Below are 15,429 nucleotides of genomic sequence, written 5' to 3' on the forward strand. Positions count from 1 at the left end.
CGATCCGGCTCGGTTCCCGATCGCTCGAGAGAATCGATCGTCGAACATTCGTTCGAGGATATGCGTCGGCCTAGAGGATCTGCTCGCGTTTTTGGACGGCGATCGTCGCGACCAGGAAGATACCGAGTCCAAGCGTGATCGTGAGCAGACTCGCCTGGAACGCGAGGAGGCCGAAGACGAAGACGCCGATGCCCCGTTCGACGGGGGAGATCCGACCGAGTCCGTTGTGGCCGACGATGGCGCTCGTCAGCATCCAGATCGCGACGACGAGGATCAACAGCGTCGGCACGGTTTCCGAGACGCTCAGGAAGATGATCTCGTCGTTGAAGACGAAGATGTAGGGAATGATGAACGCGACGCCGCCGATGACCAGCGCCTGCTTCGTCGTCGCGAGGAAGTCGGTGTGAGAGATGTTGCACGCGATCGCGACCGCGAGTGCGACCGGCGGGGTGATCGCGGACAGCAGCGCGAAGTAGAACACGAAGAGGTGCGCCGACAGCTGCGGGACGCCGAGCGAGACGAGTTCCGGTGCCAGGATCGTCGCGACGAGCACGTACGCAGCGGGTGTCGGCATGCCGAGCCCGAACAGCAGACTGACGATCATCGCCAGCACGAGGAAAACCAGCAGCTGACCCCCGGAGATCGCGATGAGCTGGGTCGCGATCCGCTGTGCCAGTCCGGTCACCGTAATGATGTTGATGACGATGCCGAGCGACGCGAGGATCGCCATGAAGGGAGCGAGATTCTTCCCGCCTTTCTCGAGGCCGTCGACGGTGTCGGTGACGAACTGTTTGGTCTGTCGCTGCGGGGTCAAGAAGACGAATCGGGTGACGAGGAGCGCGCCGATCGACGAGATACCGGCCGCCATCGGACTGACCTGCTGGATCATCAACACGTAGACGAGGACCGCCAGCGGAACGACGTATTGAATCCCCGTTATCGCGAGTTCGCGCCGCGACGTCACGGACTCTTCCGACTCCTCGAACTCGATCCCGCTGGAACCGATGATGTCCTTTTTCACCATGATGAAATGGATCGACAGGACCACCGAGAGGTAAAACAGCGCGGCGGGCACCAGACCCGCGATGGCGATCTCCGCGAACGGGACGTTGATGATGTCAGCCATGATGAACGCCGCCGTTCCCATGATCGGCGGAAGAATCTGTCCACCCGTGCTCGCGACGGACTCGATCGCCCCGGCCAGTTTCGGCGGGACGCCGCGATCTTTCATCAGCGGAATCGTGAACGACCCCGTCGTCGCGACGTTCGAAGCGGAGCTCCCCATCATCGTACCCATGATCATGCTGGAGACGACCGCCGTCTGGACGACGGCGTTCTTCGACCGTTTCGCGAGCCGTTCGCCGAGATCCAGGATGAAGTCGAAACCGCGGTGACCCTCGACGAGACCGGCGAAGATGATGAAGATCGCGATCCAGGTCGCACCGACCTGCAGGAGAAAGCCGTAGATGCCGGTCAAGTTGATCGTCTGTCGCCTGATGATCTGTTCGACGGTCAGTCCCGAGTGTCCCAGCACGCCGGGGAAGTACTGTCCGAAGTAGCCGTAGCCGATCACGAAGAGGATGACGAGCCCCAGGATCGTTCCGTACTTCCTGAACGTGGCGTCGATGACGACCGTGATGATTCCGATGCCGATCAACAGATCGAGGTCGGTATAGACGAGGAGTCGCCCGGACTCGAGCCAGCGATAGTAGTTCAGGTGTACGTAGGCGGTCAGCGCCAAAATCGCGACCGCGAACGCCAACGATACGCCGAGCGAGATTCGCTCGCGCAACTCGAGCGTGTCTCGCTGCAGGAGGGTATGGGCGTTGTTGAAGTAGTAGACCGACAAGCCGAGTCCCAGTACGATGTTTGCGTGTTGCTGTCGGGGAATAAACTCGCCGCTGTACGCGAAGATGATGATCCACATCGACAGGCCCACGGCCAGGAGGAGAATCACGCCTCGCAAACTCCGCTCTACGTTCGATCGAAGGAAACTCATAGTGACGTTGAACACGGCTCCCGTCCGTTCAGACCTCGCCGACGTCGAAATCGTCGCTCCAGATTCCCTGGTCCTCGTAGAACGACGCGGCACCGGGATGGACCGGTAGCTCCGTCGTCAGGTTCTCGACCCAGAACTCGTCGTCCTGGAACGGCGCGAACGCGGCGTGGCCCTCTTCGAGACCGTCGCGGTTGTTCCACAGCGTCTCGAGCATCTCGTAGACGGTGTCTTCGGATACCTGTTCGGAACCGTAGACGACAAAATCGGCGGAGACCACGAACGTCTCGTCGGACGTTGTGAACTCCTGAATGTCACCCATCTCGTCGTTCGATTCGTAGACGCCGCTCAACATCGGATTGTTCTGGATCGCGTCGATCGCGGCGTCCTCCCAGGCCAGCAACCGACAATCGTTTTGCGAGTACGCCTGCTCCATGAACGCTGGGATGATCCCGTTCATCTTTAGCGGACCGCCGGCGGCGACCGCCCGTTCCTCCGCCAGTCCGTCGGCCAGTTCCGAGACGTCCATGTGCCGAGGGGTAATCTCGTCATCGGACAGCGTCTCCTGAAGTGCCATCTCGAAGGGAGGATAGAACGACGCGCCGGCCGGCCCGGGTGCGAAGTCTTCCCCGGCGAGATCGCTGTAGTACTCGATGTCCGAATCGACGGGAGCCACCAGCCCGATGCGCATGTAGTAGTACGACATGATCTGCATCGGCGTGTAGTTCATCTCGACGTCGGCAAACGGCCCTTCCTGGGTGGCGGCCTGCTGACCGATGAACCCCGTGGCCCACGCCATCTCGTTTTCACCACCGAGTACGAGCGACAGCGCCTGCGAGCTTGGCTGTGACGTCAGATCGACGCTGTGATCCGAGTTGCTCTCGATGTTGTGTGCAAACTGGTTCGCCATCGCGAACGACATCGAGTCCGACGGCCCCGCACCGAACGTGTACTCGTCGTCTTCGCCGCCCTCTTCGTCACCCAGACACCCCGCCAGCAGCCCGGTCGACGTGAGCGCCCCCACGGCGCCCGCTTTCGTCAGAAATGATCGTCGCGTACCAGACCCTTGCGTATTGCCCTCTCTGAACGTCATCACTAGTCGTTCAACGGGGCTAATTGATAACAGCTAACGTAGTGTGGATATGTTGCCGCGGAAGGTACATTATTATATTAGTTTAGTTTCGCGGCGCGTCAACGATGCGGTAGTCCACCCACGTCGACGCACGCCACGTCTCGAGGCGGTTGGTGCGACTCGATCGGGCTGAACGGTTTCGACGGCGACGTCGAGAACGTGCACATCAATACACATACTTAGGGTGTACAAATATGCGACGCGCGGAATAATTCGCACCGACGACGCGGGAAGGTGCGAAGGGAGCCGAAATCGTGGCGCTAGAGGAACGACGTCGCGTAGTACACCGCGATGGCGAGGCTCGCGAGGTAGCCGATCAGCGCGAGCGCGTTTCGCACCCGCGTGTTCGCGAAGCCGCCCATGACGTCGCGGTCGTTCGAGAGGATGAGAATTACGGCACCGAAGTACGGAAGACCGACGATCGAGACCGCCTGTGCCAGGATGAGCGTGTCGATCGGATTCTCGCCGAGCAGCGACGGAACGAACGCGAACAGCCACGCGACGACGACGAGCGTGATCGCGACCAGCTTGACGGGTTTGCTGTCCATTCCGGTCTCGTAGCCGAGCCCGTCGACGAACATCGTGCTCCCGATCAGCGCGTTGACGACGATCGACGAAAACGCCGCTGCGAACAGTCCGAGTCCGAACAGCAGCGACGCGTTCGTCCCGACCAGTGGCTCGAGCTGGACCGCCATGTCCACCGCGGACTCCGGGACGACACCTGCGGGATTGAGGACGACCGCGCCCGTGATCATGATCGCGATGAGCATGATTCCCATGAGGGTGATTCCGACGGCGCTGTCGAAGATCGACTGACCGATGTCGTCGGTCGTGTACCCCTTCTCTTTCACGAGGTACGTCTGGTAGATCGCGGCGTAGAGGCTGAAGTACGTCGCCATCATTGCCATGCCGAGAAACACCGCCTGCTGGTCAGGGAACGACGGCACGAGTCCCGTCGAGGCTTCACCCGGCGAAAAGCCCGTGATCGCGAGCGTTCCGAAGAAGCCGACGATCATCACGAAGATGAGCGCGAAGATGAGCTTCTCGAGCTTGTCGTAGAGGTCCTGGAGCGTGATGAGGGCGATCGCGGCGACCGCGCCGGCGGTCCCCCAGATGAGGGGGCTGCCGCCGACGATCGCCTCCATCCCCAGTCCGATCGCGATCACGTTCCCGGTTTCGTACCCAAGCGACGTCAGAATCGCGAAAATCCCGCCGACGACGGCCGCGATCCGTCCGTACTTGTGCTCGACGATGGTCCAGATCGGCTCGTCCGTGACGATGCCGAATCGCGAGGCGATCTCCATGAAGACGATCATGAACACGCCCGAAAACACGAGCAACCACAGCAGCTGGTAACCGTACAGCGCGCCGGTGATACTCGAGAGGACCAGCGAGCCGGGCCCGAGCGCGACCGCACCGAGGACGAACGCGGGGCCGATCCGTCTGACCGCCGATCCGAGCGAGGGCCACCGGATGTCCTCGATCGAGCTCGTGGCGTCACCTTGGGCCATAGTTAGATCCCTCCGGCTGCGATAGTCCGCTTCGTCTCTTCCTGGCGGTCCTCGTCGATCGTCTCGAGTCCCGCGTCACGAAGTAACCGATCCAGTTCGTCGACTTCGGCTTCGTTCGGCGCGGGCATCGGCGGCCGCATGAACGGATGCGGCGTGAGCCCCCGCAGCCACGTCGCGAGCTTGTATCGGATGTGTAGCCGCGAAAACGTCTCGTAGACGTAGCCGAACAGATCCGACAGCCGCTCGTGCCAGATCCGACGCGCTCGCTCGACGTCGTCCTCTCGCCAGGCCGAGACGTGCTCGAGCATCGGCTCCATCGCGAAGTTCCAGGCCCCGGTCACCGTTCCGTCGAACGTGCCGGTGGCCTGGGCAGCGTGGAAGTGCGACCCCTCCGCGCCGAGGATCGCGACGTGGCGATCGAGCGACCGGAGGTAGGACGCGATCGTCTCGTAGCCCCTGAAGTTGTAGGTCATCTTCCAACCGACGACGTTCGGCTCCGATTCGACGACGGCCTTCGTCGACTCGAGGGGGAGTCCCTCGCCGTACTCGTGGCTCATCGGCGCTGTCGGGTGGACCAGCACCGGTACGTCGGCGACGTCCGCGACCGTCGCGACGTGGTCCCGCCAGACCTCCGGATTGTTTCGAGCGTCGAGGGTCGTCGTCACCTCCATCGTCCCCGCCGGCGGCATCACGAACAACCCGTCGGCACCCGCCTCGAGGGCGTCCTGTGCAGTCGTTCGAATTTCCTCTCGGCTCACGCCGAAGACGCCGGCGAAGACGGGGTACTCGTCACCCGCGCCCTCGGCCACGAGTTCGACGTTCCGTCGCCGCTCCTCGCGATCGAGGTAGAACACTTCGCCGGCCTCGGGGTTGACGATGAACCCGCCGTCGAGCTCGTCGAACGTCTCGTTTTCGACGTAGTAGTCGACCAGCTCTCGAGTCGCCGACTCGTCGACGTCGTAACTCCCCTCCTCGAACGGCGTCACGAGCGCGGTGAACAACCGATCGTACGCTCCCCCTGATTCATGGTCTCCCATGACACGGGTTGTGTGACCATATGTAATAAATGCTTTGTCAGATCAGACGGATGAGTAGTACGGTTCTCGAAGGGATCCGGTCGTCGACGGTCACCCGTCTGCGGACCGTGAAGTGGCCGCGGCCTCGATCGGCCGGGATTCTCCGAACGCGTCCGATCGTCTCCTACGAAACGTCTTCCTGGAACGACTCGGGCGGTCTGACCGGACCCCAGGCCGAAATCGCCCGTTCGAAGGAAAGGTACTCGGTGTCGGCGCTCGGATCGACGGTCGCCATCTCCGCGGTGAGTTCGATCCGGTTTCCACCGGGCGTCTGGAAGTACGAAAACACGTTGTCTCCGGCGTAGTGTCGACCGATACCGAACTCGAGCGGAACGCCGTGTTGATTGATCCGATCGACGAACGACTTCATGTGATCGACCGTTTTCACTTCCCAGGAGATGTGGTGCATGGTGCTTTCGGGATCCGGGTGCGGGAGGAACGCGACGTCGTGATGGTAGTCTCCGCGTCGCGTGAACGCCCCGCCCCACTCCTCGGCGTCGGGATCGTCCGTTACCGCGGTGGAAACGCTGAAATCGAGGTGGTCGGCGAGGAACGTCGCGTCGTCTTTGACGCGGTGGCTCGCGAGCGTGATGTGATCGACCCCCATCGGCGCAGCGCCGTCGCGGCCGTCTCCGTACACCTCGTTCGAGTGCCGGTAGCGCCGGTCGTCGACCGTGGCGAGTTCCATCCGCGTCCCGGACGGCAGATCGAACCGGAGACCGGCGTTCTGTCCGGGCTCGTCGCCGTCGACACGGTCGACGTCGACACCCGCATCGTCGAGACGGCTCTCGTAGCTCTCGAGTTCGTCTCCGTCCGCCACCCTGACGGCGAAGTGATCGATACCCGTGTCGCCCTCGCGGATCGCGATGTCGAAGGTTTCGTCCAGTCCCGATCCTAGATACACGCAATCGCCGTCGTCGCGTATCTCGACCAGCCCGACGACGTCGGTGTAGAACGCCGTCGCCTCCTCGAGGTCGGTAACTCCGAGCTGTGCGTGTTCGAATCGATGGACGCCAGGCATATCCCATGAACTCCCGGTCAGTGACATAACATTGCATGTCATGGATAATATTGCCGGAATAGAACGGGACGCGAGCGAACCTGCGAGGTTGGTGGGGTCGCCCCGGACGAGACCGAGAACGACCGATCCGATCGGTTCTCCCTCTCGGTACGTCGCCGACGGTCGAACCAACGCCCGTTAGTCGTGATCGCGGTCGTCGACCGCCGCTCGACCGGCGATACGACCCGTCGTGAACGCCCACGGAAGGTGGTGTCCGTGACCGAAGAGCTGAACGCTGCCAGCCGCGCTACCGGCGGCGTACAGACCCTTGATCGGTTCGCCCCCCTCGTCCAGGGCGGCCATCTCCGCCGTCACGTCGATTCCGCCCTCCGCACTCCCTGCGTACGCGTTCACCGGCCCGAGCGCGTAGAACGGCGGCTCACGAAGTCGACGACGCGTGCGCTCTCGTCCCATCGGATCGACGACGTGCGCCCCGATCTCGACGCCGTCGTTGTACTCCGTCAGCGTCGTTGCGAGCGTATCCGTCGGAATCCCGACCTTCTCGGCGAGCGCTTCGAGACTCTCGGATCGATGGAGTCCGCCGTACTCGAGATAGTCGTCGACGTAGCCCCACATCTTGCCGTCTTTCCCGAGCGTAGAGAGGTAGTTCGGCCACTCGGTGTACCGGCTCGCGATCGACTCGTCGAAGACGACGTACAGGCAGCTTCCGGGTTGATCGACCGTCGCGTAGAGTAACTGTTCGTAATCGACCGCTTCGGTGACGAATCGCTCCCCCCGCTCGTTCACGATCACGGCTCCGTCTTCGACGAGCGCGGCGACGTCGGGCGAGGTGTAGAGCGGAGCGCCCATCCGGAGAAACAGCAACTGGACGTCCATCCCGACGAGGCGAGCGCCGACTTCGGCGGCCATCTGGTGGCCGTCCCCGGTGTTGAACTCGGTTATCGGCGGCGTCCCCGAGTCGGTCGTGTACCGCTCCCGTAGCCGCTGACTGGAGTGGTAATCGCCGGTCGCGAGGACAACCCCGTTTCTCGATCGGATCGTACGGGAGCCGGATTCGGTCTCTGCGTTCACGCCGACGATCCGTCCGTTCTCGGTTACGAGCTGTCTCGCCCGGGTGCGTAATAACACCTCGACGCCGCGGTCGCGCAGCTGGTCGCCGAGTACGTCGGCGTACGCGTCGGTATCGGGGACGATCTGGTGCAGTCGCGGAACCCGGTGTGGCGGTTCCCAGTACGGACCGACGTGCTCGCAGCCGAGATCCTCGAGCCAGGACAGCGTCTCTCCCGCGTTCTCTACCAGCAACCGCCGGAGTCGGCGATCGTCGGTCTCCTCGAGTGCCTGCTGACGATCGAGGATCGGGTGTCGTTCCGTGGGATCCGCCGCCGCACGGAGGAACCGTCCGAGATCGGCCGCGTGGGCTGCGGCCGAATCGTCGATTCCGCGTTCGGCCTGCAAATCCGTGTTCGCCGCGGCGTACGACCCCATCGCCATCGTCGTCGTGCCGCCGAGTTCGTCGAGCTTCTGGAGCAGTACGACGTCCGCGTCCGGTTCCGATTCGGCTGCCGCCGCTGCGGCCGCCATTCCGGCCCCGCCTCCGCCGACGACGATCACGTCGACTTCCTCGGTTCCTTCGACTGGGTCGGCGCTCATCGTCCCACCCCAGCGAACGGGCGTCGCTGCGACCCCGGGAATCGCGACGGCTCCCTCCGCATGGTTACTCGAATCCCGCGACCCGCGGTCCACTCACGTGTTTGCGAGCAATTCGAGCGCATTTTCGCCGAGGATCCTCTCCGAATCGGACTCCGAACACGTCTCCGTGACGCTCGTTACGAGCGACTCGAACGTTTCCGGTGTTCGGGTTTCGTACGGGAAGTCCGTCCCGAACAGCACGTGGCTCGAGGGCAGCGCCTCGAGCGTCCGTCGGAGCACGGCCGGGGAGCCGTCGTAGCCGGACGTGTCGACGTAGATTCGCGTCTCGAACGCCGCTTCGAACTCCTGGTAGGAGACCACGTCGTCGAGACCCGGCCACAGGTCGTCGTCCAACTGCAGGCGGACGCGATCGAGCATCGCCGCCAGATTTCCTCCCGTGTGGTGGTAGACGAGATTCAACTCGGGATGTCGGTCGAGGACGCCTTCGTGGATCACCTTGCAGATGCTCTCACAGAGCGCCACCTCCCGGCCGAAGATCGCGTTCAACCGCCACGTGTCGTCGAGGACGTCTTCGTGGAGGGAGTCGTGCAACTTCGGGTGTACCAGAAGCGGCGCATCGTGCTTTTCGGCGACGCGAAACACCGGTTCGAGCTCGTCGTCGATCAGCTCGATTCCGTCGGATTTCGTCTCGATCGCTCCGCCGTGGTAGCCCGCCTCGAGCGATCGCTCGAGTTCGTTCGCGGCCGCTTTGCCCCCGGCTGCGGTCGGGACGGCAGCGAGCCCGAAGAACTCGTCGAACTCTTCGACGATGCGAAGCAACTCGTCGTTTGCCGCCGCGGTTTCGTCGGCGTCTCCGTATCCCATGAAGTACGGCTGTGACAGCACCGCGTAGTCGACCGCCGCGTTCGCGTACCGTCGTCGAACGGCTTGCGCGTCCCGACAGATCGTCGATCCGTCGTTCTCTTCGATGAAATCGTGGTAGTAGGCGAACGCCTCGGGATCGGTCGGATGGAGGTGACCTCCGAAATCGACGATCGGCCGTGTACCCTGATCTGACATTGACTACACAACGAACGTAAACTCACATAAATATTGGTACGGGTACGCGGAGAACAGGGACGATCCGATCGACGACGTCGCCAACCCGGCACCCCGTCCAACGAGCGGACGTCGTTCGACCGGTAGTCGTGGGTTTGACGGGGCTCGCCGGATGGCGTTCGGTCGCTCTGTGAACCCAAAAATCGGTAAAACCGAGAGATGGCGGCTGATGAGCCGGGTCCGTTACGCGACCCCCACGACGTCGGTCGTCGAGCGGTACGCGTATGCCCGCTTTTCGAGCTGGCGGAAGACGCCGTACTCGATGAGCAGAATAACGATCATGAACAGCACCGCCCACGCCCACGCGAGTTCGTACTGGTAGCTTTCGTACGCCCGAATGAGCATGTAGCCGACGCCGCTGCTCGAGGCGAAGATCTCCGCGATCGTGACGATTTTCCAGGAGATCGCCAGCCCGAACCGAGATGCCGAGAACAGCGCGGGTGCGGTGTTCGGGAGGATCACTCTGCGGAGCAGACGGAGGTTCGACACGCCGAACGCCGAACTCATCTTGAGGAGGTCGGTTTGGATGTTCTGGACTCCCTTCCAGACGTTGATCGCGATGAACGGAAACGTCGTTGCGATCGTCGCGACGACCGGCGCCATCGGCGACAGGCCGAGCGAGAGCGTCGAAATTGCGGCCCACGCGATCGCGGGAATCGAGAGTCCGATCACGATGTACGGCACGAAGAACTTCTCCCCGTAGTTGGAGACGCCCATCAACACGCCGATCACACCCCCCAGGATGAACGCACCCAGGAATCCGAGCAGCGTTCTCCACAGGGTGACGAACAGGTGCGAGAACGCGACACCCGACTGAATCAACTCGCCCGTTAACACGAGCGTTTCGAACGGGTAGGGCATCAGGTCGGCGGGGAAGATCGACGCGAGTACGAACCACGCGAGCAGACCGAACAGGATTCCACTCACCCGCGCGTGCGTTCCGTTCAGCTGTTTTCGGTACTGCGCGAGCTTGCGTCTGGAGAGAAGTTGTGCACACATTAGTTCTCACCTCGCCTGGCACTGGCGGGATCGGTCGTGTTCGAACGAATCGCAATGCATCGCAGTCGATCGTGGCTCATAGATCCACCACCGGTTTCTCCCGCCAGGCGAACACTACCTTCTCGGTCTGCTGGAAGACGCCGTACTCCAGGATCAGAATGATGACCATGAACAGCACGGTCCACGTGATCACGCCGGTCAACGAGAGAACGGACATCTGGCGTGCGATCATGTATCCGATCCCGTTTTGGGCGATGATCAGTTCGGTCAGCGTCGTCACTTTCCAGCAGATCGCAAACGAGTATCTGGCCCCCGAAAACCACTCCGGCATGATCGATCGTAACACGATCCGGGACAGCACCCGTCGTCTCGAGACCGAAAACGAGTGCGCCATCCGGACCAACTCCTGGTCGACGTCTTTGACGCCCTCGTAGACGTTTTGGGTGATGAACGGGAACGCGATCAGCGCGCCGGCGACCATCGGCGTCACGTCGCTGAGACCGAACCACATCGCGGAGAACACCGCGGCAAACAGCGTCGGAAGCGCGAGTCCCACGATGACGTAGTCTCTGAACGCCTTCTCGAAGAAGGGACTGATCCCCATCGCGACGCCGAGTGCGGTCCCGACGACGATCGTGAAGACGAATCCGTACAACGACCGACGAAGCGTGACGTAGACGTGGTAGTACCAGTCGTCGGTTAACAGCAACTCGTACAACGAGGACGCGACGAGCGACGGCGACGATATCGTGTCGGCCATGCCGAACGCGTTGGCCAGTACGTGCCAGATGACGAGGAAGGAGAGAATCGACTGGACGAAAATGAACTTGTTGTTCGTTACTACCACTCGCCGAATCGAACCGAGCGCGCCCGTTTCCGAGAGGGTATCGTTTTCCGACATCTCTGCTCGTAAATCGTCTCGTTACAGCGGTTCGAACTGCACGTACTCGTCCCACTCCGACGTCACCGTTCCGATCTCCGCGGCTCTGTCGAGGTAGTCGCGCTCGTTACTCACGAACTCGTCCGTCAGTTCCACGTCGTCGTAGACGATGAAGTTGTCCGGCGACTCCGGATGAGTCAGATCGATCGCCCACTCGTAGACGAACTCAGCTTCCTCTTCGGTCTGACAGCCGATGAGCTCCATGTACTCGTCCTGGAAGAACAGTTCGTCGGCTTCGTCGTACAGGATGTTTACGCCCTCTTGCCAGGCGTCCGTAACCGCCTCCATGGCCTCCGGATTCTCGTCGACGAAATCAGTCTGTGCGGTCCACGCGTTGTGGATTCCGGTTCCATACCCCATCTCCTGGACCATGTCCATGTTCCAGAACAGGGTCGTCAACTCCGGCTCGTCGCCCGTCATGTACGGTGCAACGCCGTAGTGACCGGACGTGGAGATGACGTCGACTTCCCCGTCCGCCAGCAGTTCCGGCAGCGCGAAGTAATCGGCCGTCGTCATCTCGAAATCCCCGTCGTCTTCCTCGAACGAGAGGTCGAACATCTCCGGCATGATCACCCGGTACTTCGGGACGTCGCCGCCCGCCCAGGACCCGATCGCGAACAGCCCGTCGTCCGCCAGAAGCTGCATCGACTCCTCGAGGCTTCCGGACACGTCCGGATCGTACTCGCTGTCCGCCCGTACCATCAGACCCGGGTACGGGGGGGTGAGTACCGAAACGACCGTCGTCTGGATGTCCCGCTCGGTCCCGAGCTGTGCCGCCTCGAGCGGGCTCACGTCGACGATGTCGGCCTCTTCCGACGCGTACAGGGAGGTGTTTTCGGTCGACGACGAGACGCTCACGTCGTAGCCGCGATCATCGAATTCCTCCTCCAGGATCCCACGTTCCTGCAGTTCGGTGAGCGTGATCTCTTTGAACCCACCCGGACTGAACACGAGATCGATCGCTTCGTCGTCATCGTCACCGAGGCACCCGGCTAACCCGCTAACAGCAGCAACTCCCGTGCCTGCACCGATTGTTTTCAGCACCGTTCGCCGACTGCGAACATCAGTGGTTCTCTCTGTCATGGTTCGCTATGACGTGTCTAGCTCGATGCGCTCATCATATAAAAGTTCTACACAACATCGAGACGATTACTTCCACACCCGTCGACGGTTTACGCCTATGGATGGGGAGGTCCGGGCACGGTCGCCGGTCGGCCGTCAGGCGCCAGCGTGCTGTCCGAATGGGAGGTCGATCCGGATCCGATAATGCCGATTGACAGAAGTGTTTTATACGACCGTGGTAATTACTGACTTGCAATCAACTACCGGGTCTTCCATGAACTCCGAGCAACACTCAACCTCCGGCGACGCCGGTACGACGCCGTCGTCGGCGTCGATCCACGTCGAAGGACTGGCGAAGGAATACGAGACGAGAAACGGCATCGAACGGGTGTTCGACGACGTTTCGTTCACCATAGACGAGGGAAGCTTCGTGACGCTCATCGGTCGATCGGGGAGCGGAAAGTCGACGCTCCTCTCGATCGTCAGCGGGATCGAAGAGGCGACCGAAGGCCGCGTACGGTTCGAATCGTCGACCGGGGACGACATCACCCTCGGACACGTGTTCCAGGAACCGCGTCTGTTACCCTGGAATACGTGCGTGCAGAACATCGAGTTCGTCCACGAGGACAACGATTCGTTCTCGGAGGAACTCGCGAAGGAGTATCTCGACCTCGTCGGACTGGACGGACAGTACGACAAGTTCCCGACGCAGTTGTCCGGCGGTCAGCAACAGCGAGTCGGAATCGCACGCGCGCTCAGCATCGATCCCGAAATTCTGCTGATGGACGAGCCGTTCAGCAACCTCGACGAGATTACGGCGGCCGAGTTGAGAAAGGAGTTGATCAGCATCTGGTCCGATCTCGGAAAGACCGTCTTCTTCGTTACACACGACATCACCGAGGCGGTCGAACTCTCCGACCGAATACTGATGCTGGGCGACGGCGAGATCTACAGCGACATCTCGGTCGACCTCGAGCGGCCGCGTACCGTCGACTCCGAGGAGTTTCTCACCTTCCAGCAGCACGCGATCGAGGAGTTCCACGCGATCAAGAAAACGGCGAGCGCGGACGCGTACTAACCGTTCGTACTTCGGCTTCTCGTACCCCGGCCGACCGATCGTTCGGTGCCGTCTGGCGATCGTTGCTGGACCCGGAACAATTTTCGTTTCTGCGTGCGCCTGACGGCCGAAGAGGATACTTCTATACTAGTCGGTGAAACGATTCACTCACCGCCGCACTCGAGCGGCCAGCAACGGGCGTGCTGGCCGTTCATTCGCGACCGAGAGTGCCATGTCTCGACGACTCCTGGAGAACGTCGGGGGGCGGTACTCGTCGTCGATTACGGGTGCAAAAGATCAGCCGAGATACGGCGACGGCTCCTGCCGTAGGTGTCATCTCGCGCAGTTTCGGTACGCTTTCTCGGTCGACCGGGGAGCGAGTAACGGTGAAATTCGAAACCGACTGAAGGATGTTGAAAACGTTCGTCTCCTATGCGAAGTCGATCCCGGTTGGCATCTCTTCTGTCACCCGACTCCGCACCAGGTAGTAGACGCCGCCGATGAGCAAGGTGGCGAACCACGCACCGAATGCGACCGGGTTCTCGAGGGCCAGGAAGACGAAGAACACGGCGTAAATCGGAAGGGCGATGAAACCGCCCCAGGTCACGGCCTTCGGACTGGTGAAGAACGACCCGCTCGCGTCATTTCGTTCGACCTGGTCCGCGTATCTCTTGACGTACCGAATACCCGAGATCGTCACCAGCGAGTAGAGAAAGAGGAACGAGAAGGTGAAGCCGGCGATCAGCATCTGGAACGGCAATCCGAGGAACAGGAACACGATCGCAATCACGAACGAGATCGTCAGCGCGTACATCGGTTCCCCGAACCGGTTTTCCGTCGCGAGAGACTCGGGATACACGTTGAACTGGGAGGGTTCCGCCAGATACCGCCCCGTGAGAGTCATCGCGGCGACGAGGGTCGAGAACGATGCGAACAGCGCTCCGAAGATCGCGGTGAACACGAACGCCGGGCCGCTCAAGATCTGCGACGCTACGTAGGCCACCGTCTCGCCGGCGAGTTCGTCGTGCGGAACCGTTCCGGCCACGATCAGCGTCACGACGGCACTGAGGGTCATGACGCCCAGGATACCGAGAGCCAACACGATTGGAACGTTCCGAGCGCCGTCACGAATGTCGGAGCCGAGATCGATAGCGAATAGCGCCCCGCCGGCCAGGGTGAACACGAGGGGCCACGTCGCGATGTACGTGACCGTCTCGCCTGCGAAGAACGGATCGAAATTAGCCGGTTCCATATGCTGTAACCCGCCAGCGGCGAGTAGCAGCACCGCAACGAACAGAAGCGAGATGAAGAAAATCTCGACGATGCCGACGATCCGAACCCCGAGGGCGTTAGTCGCGTACGCCAGGACGATCACCGCTGCTGCGTAGAGTATCGGAGAGATCGGCGAGTAAACCGTGTTCAGAAAGTCGCCGGCGGTGATCGCCCCGAGCGGGAGAGCGAACATCGAAACGGTGGCGAAGAAACTGAACGTTCCCGCTGTGGTCAGAAATTGGTTTAGATGTTTATTGTCGCTCAGATAGCGAGCGGGATACTTGAAGTGGCCGAGATTGGTCGGTTCGGATCTCACCAGTACGAAGTACGCGGGCAGGATCAGGATAACCGGTATGACGACGATCAACATCGACGTCACCGCCGACGTACCCGTGATGTTCACCGCGACCGCTGGGATAACCCAGAGCGAACTACTGAGATTGAGTCCGATGATCCACGCCACGGCACCTGCGAGCCCGATCGTTGCTAATTTTGCGGTATTCTCTCCGGACATGTGTGGGGATAGTGAGCTTATGTCCCTTATACATTATGACGAAGGCCAAACAAGATCGGAAGAATATGATGGATAGGCATGGATTTTATTCTCGCGGGTGT

Annotated in this window: 12 protein-coding genes; 1 reads left to right on the plus strand and 11 read right to left on the minus strand. The window is 61.4% G+C overall.

Annotation, left to right across the window (positions count from 1 at the left end; translation table 11 throughout):
- Positions 1-70: 70 nt before the first annotated feature.
- From EA472_RS03400 to EA472_RS03445, 10 genes are all read right to left on the minus strand, one after another.
- Entirely contained in the window at positions 71-1,957 is a 1,887-nt protein-coding gene (locus tag EA472_RS03400; RefSeq protein ID WP_165874809.1) for a TRAP transporter permease, read from the minus strand.
- 70 nt (positions 1,958-2,027) lie between these two features.
- On the minus strand, positions 2,028-3,089 hold the full coding sequence (locus tag EA472_RS03405; protein WP_124190107.1) for a TAXI family TRAP transporter solute-binding subunit: 1,062 nt from the start codon (positions 3,087-3,089) through the stop codon (positions 2,028-2,030).
- A 299-nt stretch (positions 3,090-3,388) separates the two neighbouring features.
- Entirely contained in the window at positions 3,389-4,639 is a 1,251-nt protein-coding gene (locus EA472_RS03410) for an Nramp family divalent metal transporter (RefSeq protein WP_124190108.1), read from the minus strand.
- Between the two features lie 2 nt (positions 4,640-4,641).
- Complete coding sequence (locus EA472_RS03415) at positions 4,642-5,676, minus strand: dihydrodipicolinate synthase family protein (RefSeq protein ID WP_124190109.1); 1,035 nt, start codon at positions 5,674-5,676, stop codon at positions 4,642-4,644.
- Between the two features lie 163 nt (positions 5,677-5,839).
- Positions 5,840-6,736: a VOC family protein gene (locus EA472_RS03420; RefSeq protein WP_165874810.1), complete on the minus strand. Its 897-nt coding sequence runs from the start codon at positions 6,734-6,736 to the stop codon at positions 5,840-5,842.
- Between the two features lie 177 nt (positions 6,737-6,913).
- Positions 6,914-8,386 carry an FAD-dependent oxidoreductase gene (locus EA472_RS03425; protein WP_124190111.1) on the minus strand — a complete coding sequence of 491 codons (1,473 nt, stop codon included), beginning with the start codon at positions 8,384-8,386 and terminating at the stop codon, positions 6,914-6,916.
- Positions 8,387-8,479: 93 nt separating this feature from the next.
- Positions 8,480-9,445 carry an amidohydrolase family protein gene (locus EA472_RS03430; protein ID WP_124190112.1) on the minus strand — a complete coding sequence of 322 codons (966 nt, stop codon included), beginning with the start codon at positions 9,443-9,445 and terminating at the stop codon, positions 8,480-8,482.
- 222 nt (positions 9,446-9,667) lie between these two features.
- Positions 9,668-10,483 (minus strand): ABC transporter permease, encoded by an 816-nt coding sequence (locus tag EA472_RS03435; RefSeq protein WP_124190113.1) that lies wholly within the window; start codon positions 10,481-10,483, stop codon positions 9,668-9,670.
- A 76-nt stretch (positions 10,484-10,559) separates the two neighbouring features.
- On the minus strand, positions 10,560-11,384 hold the full coding sequence (locus EA472_RS03440; protein ID WP_124190114.1) for an ABC transporter permease: 825 nt from the start codon (positions 11,382-11,384) through the stop codon (positions 10,560-10,562).
- Positions 11,385-11,405: 21 nt separating this feature from the next.
- Entirely contained in the window at positions 11,406-12,506 is a 1,101-nt protein-coding gene (locus tag EA472_RS03445; protein ID WP_124190115.1) for a hypothetical protein, read from the minus strand.
- Positions 12,507-12,759: 253 nt separating this feature from the next.
- Here EA472_RS03445 and EA472_RS03450 point away from each other — a divergent pair, with 253 nt between their 5' ends.
- On the plus strand, positions 12,760-13,563 hold the full coding sequence (locus EA472_RS03450) for an ABC transporter ATP-binding protein (protein WP_124190116.1): 804 nt from the start codon (positions 12,760-12,762) through the stop codon (positions 13,561-13,563).
- Between the two features lie 409 nt (positions 13,564-13,972).
- On the opposite strand, the gene EA472_RS03455 is transcribed toward EA472_RS03450, so the two are convergent.
- Positions 13,973-15,328: an APC family permease gene (locus EA472_RS03455; RefSeq protein WP_124190117.1), complete on the minus strand. Its 1,356-nt coding sequence runs from the start codon at positions 15,326-15,328 to the stop codon at positions 13,973-13,975.
- Positions 15,329-15,429: the final 101 nt, after the last annotated feature.

Origin of the sequence: Natrarchaeobius oligotrophus, from assembly GCF_003841465.1 — an archaeon.
In the GTDB taxonomy this organism is placed as follows: Archaea; Halobacteriota; Halobacteria; order Halobacteriales; family Natrialbaceae; genus Natrarchaeobius; species Natrarchaeobius oligotrophus.

Bases quoted from the DNA above. Each gene is read 5' to 3' on its own strand.
- EA472_RS03440 (WP_124190114.1), bottom strand. From the start codon at position 11,384: ATGTCGGAAAACGATACCCTCTCGGAAACGGGCGCGCTCGGTTCGATT.
- EA472_RS03415 (WP_124190109.1), bottom strand. From the start codon at position 5,676: ATGGGAGACCATGAATCAGGGGGAGCGTACGATCGGTTGTTCACCGCG.
- EA472_RS03445 (WP_124190115.1), bottom strand. From the start codon at position 12,506: ATGACAGAGAGAACCACTGATGTTCGCAGTCGGCGAACGGTGCTGAAA.
- EA472_RS03455 (WP_124190117.1), bottom strand. From the start codon at position 15,328: ATGTCCGGAGAGAATACCGCAAAATTAGCAACGATCGGGCTCGCAGGT.
- EA472_RS03405 (WP_124190107.1), bottom strand. From the start codon at position 3,089: ATGACGTTCAGAGAGGGCAATACGCAAGGGTCTGGTACGCGACGATCA.
- EA472_RS03435 (WP_124190113.1), bottom strand. From the start codon at position 10,483: ATGTGTGCACAACTTCTCTCCAGACGCAAGCTCGCGCAGTACCGAAAA.
- EA472_RS03410 (WP_124190108.1), bottom strand. From the start codon at position 4,639: ATGGCCCAAGGTGACGCCACGAGCTCGATCGAGGACATCCGGTGGCCC.
- EA472_RS03430 (WP_124190112.1), bottom strand. From the start codon at position 9,445: ATGTCAGATCAGGGTACACGGCCGATCGTCGATTTCGGAGGTCACCTC.
- EA472_RS03450 (WP_124190116.1), top strand. From the start codon at position 12,760: ATGAACTCCGAGCAACACTCAACCTCCGGCGACGCCGGTACGACGCCG.
- EA472_RS03420 (WP_165874810.1), bottom strand. From the start codon at position 6,736: ATGCCTGGCGTCCATCGATTCGAACACGCACAGCTCGGAGTTACCGAC.
- EA472_RS03425 (WP_124190111.1), bottom strand. From the start codon at position 8,386: ATGAGCGCCGACCCAGTCGAAGGAACCGAGGAAGTCGACGTGATCGTC.